A 2093-nucleotide genomic window follows, 5' to 3' on the forward strand; every position below is an offset into this window, starting at 1 on the left:
CCCCGGTCCGCCCGCGCGCGCCCCGGTGTGCCCGCCGAGCGCCGCTTCCGCCGACGCGCGCCCGAACGGTTCCCCTCCGCTGCTTCTGTCACACGATCGGATGTCGCTGCGACGCGATCCGGTGGGACGCGTCCCGACGCGGTCTTCACCAGGATGACTCCTGCCCGGTGAGGGTAAAGAGGAGTGGCGGCATGAGGGGAGGCAGGTCATATGCGGGGCGGAAACGATCGCGGTGGTCGGCGGCAGCATCGCGGGCTGCGCCGTCGCCACGGCGGCGGTGCGGGTGAGGTGGTGGTACTGGAGCGCACGCGAGGGCGGCTGCAGGACCGGGGCGTCGGACTGTGCATCCACGACGAGCGGGCCGCCGAGCTCGGCGCGAACGGTGCGCTGCCCGGGGGGATCGCGGCGCACCGACTGGAGCGGCGCCGCTGGGTGGTCCGCGACGATGCTCACGGGGCGGGAGGCCGCGTGATCTGGGAGCAGCCGTTCCCCTTCCACTCCTACCACTGGGGCCTGCTCTGGCAAGGCCTCCGGGACTTTGTGCCGGGCTCGGTGGTCTACCGGCAGGGGGAGACGGTGACGGGCGTCGAGGGAGCGGGGGGCGCGGGCGTCGACGTCCGGTTCGCGGGTGGGTCCGTCGAGCGGTACGACCTGGTGGTCGGAGCCGACGGGTACCGGTCGGTGGTGCGCGCGGCGCTCTGTCCGGATGCCCGGCCGCAGTACGCCGGTTACGTGTGCTGGCGCGGCAACTTCGACGCGGCGCTGCTCGCGCAGCTCGGGAGCGTCGCGGGCTCGGCGCCGGAGGCGGCGACCACGGTCTGCTTCCCGGGCGGTTCCTGCGTCATCTACCGGATTCCCGGGCCGGCCGGACCGCGGGTGAACTGGGTGCTCTACGCCTCTCCGCCGCAGGACGAGCAGCTGCGCCAGGACGATCCGACGAGCTTCCCGCCGGGCGGCCTCGGCCCGGGTGCGGCGGGCCATTTGGCGGTGTTGCTCGATCGCGAGTTCCCGCCGTACTGGGGGCGGGCGCTCGCGCTGACCGACCCTGCGGACACCTTCGTCCAGCCGATCTACGACATGGGGACCAGGCGCACCGCCGCCGGCCGGCTGCTGCTGGCGGGGGACGCGGCGAGCGTCGTACGGCCGCACAACACGAGCGGCGCGGCCAAGGCCCTCCAGGACGCCGTCGCCCTCGCCGACGGGTGGCGCCGCGGCGGGTCCTTGGAGGAACTGCTGCGCGGCTACGAGGAGACCCGCGGCGCCGCCGGACGGGAGCTGGTCGCGCTCGCCCGGCGGTTGGGCCGCGCCCAGGTCGAGCGGACCCCGGCCTGGGCAGGCATGGACGGCGGCGCGATGGAGGCCTGGTGGCGCGGCCAGCTCGGCGGGGCCCCCGGTATCGGCGGCCGGGCCATGACCCCGTAGCTCCAAGGGCTGTCGGCAAAGTCCCGCCCGGCCCGCCCGCACCGCGTTGACGCTTGGGCAAGCGTGTCTTTCGACCTCTGAGGCTGTAGCGCTCGATGATGCTCTCGGCTCGCCTGGTCGCCTTCCCGACCCGTGCCCCGGCTGCGGCAGGTGCCGGCGACGGCGGCTACGAGGTCGTCCGCCGCGACACCACCCTTACGAGGCCGAGTTCACCACCTCGACAGCATCAACGACATCGCCAACGACCTCACGATCTGGATGGCGGCCCCGATCTCAGCGCTGGGCGACCCCGATCTCGCTCTCCCCTTCCACCTGATCAGAAACCGCGCCCCACGGAAAGGCGCGGACCCGAGCGGACGGAGGGACTGTCCCGTCATCCCCGACGGGCGCACGACGATGCACCGCATCCGACGCCGTGCGCCGATCCACCGGGGCCTACGGGACAGCCCCTAGCGGTCCTTGGTGGTGTTGCTGGTGATCGTGCCGTCCGTGCCGGACACGGTGACCGCGTGCCGGACCCCGTCGGAGCCGATGACCACGGCCAGCCAGGCGCTGCCGCCGCCCTCCTGTGCGACCGCGCGCAGACCCGCCACCTTTCCGCCCGGCACGGCCGCGGCGGCCTTCTCGGCCGCCTCGCCGATGGCCAGGGAGGGGATGGGTGCGGGCGCCGG

2 protein-coding genes are annotated in these 2093 nt (G+C 74.1%); one reads left to right on the top strand and one right to left on the bottom strand.

The annotated features are described in order from the left end of the window. Positions 1–288: 288 nt before the first annotated feature. Positions 289–1422 (top strand): FAD-dependent monooxygenase, encoded by a 1134-nt coding sequence (locus ACWGIU_RS36480; protein WP_453712370.1) that lies wholly within the window; start codon positions 289–291, stop codon positions 1420–1422. 449 nt (positions 1423–1871) lie between these two features. On the opposite strand, the gene ACWGIU_RS36485 is transcribed toward ACWGIU_RS36480, so the two are convergent. After that, the coding region (locus tag ACWGIU_RS36485; protein WP_453712371.1) for a hypothetical protein at positions 1872–2093 on the bottom strand (222 nt) is incomplete at its 5' end.

It is taken from the genome of Streptomyces sp. NPDC054840, assembly GCF_053611065.1.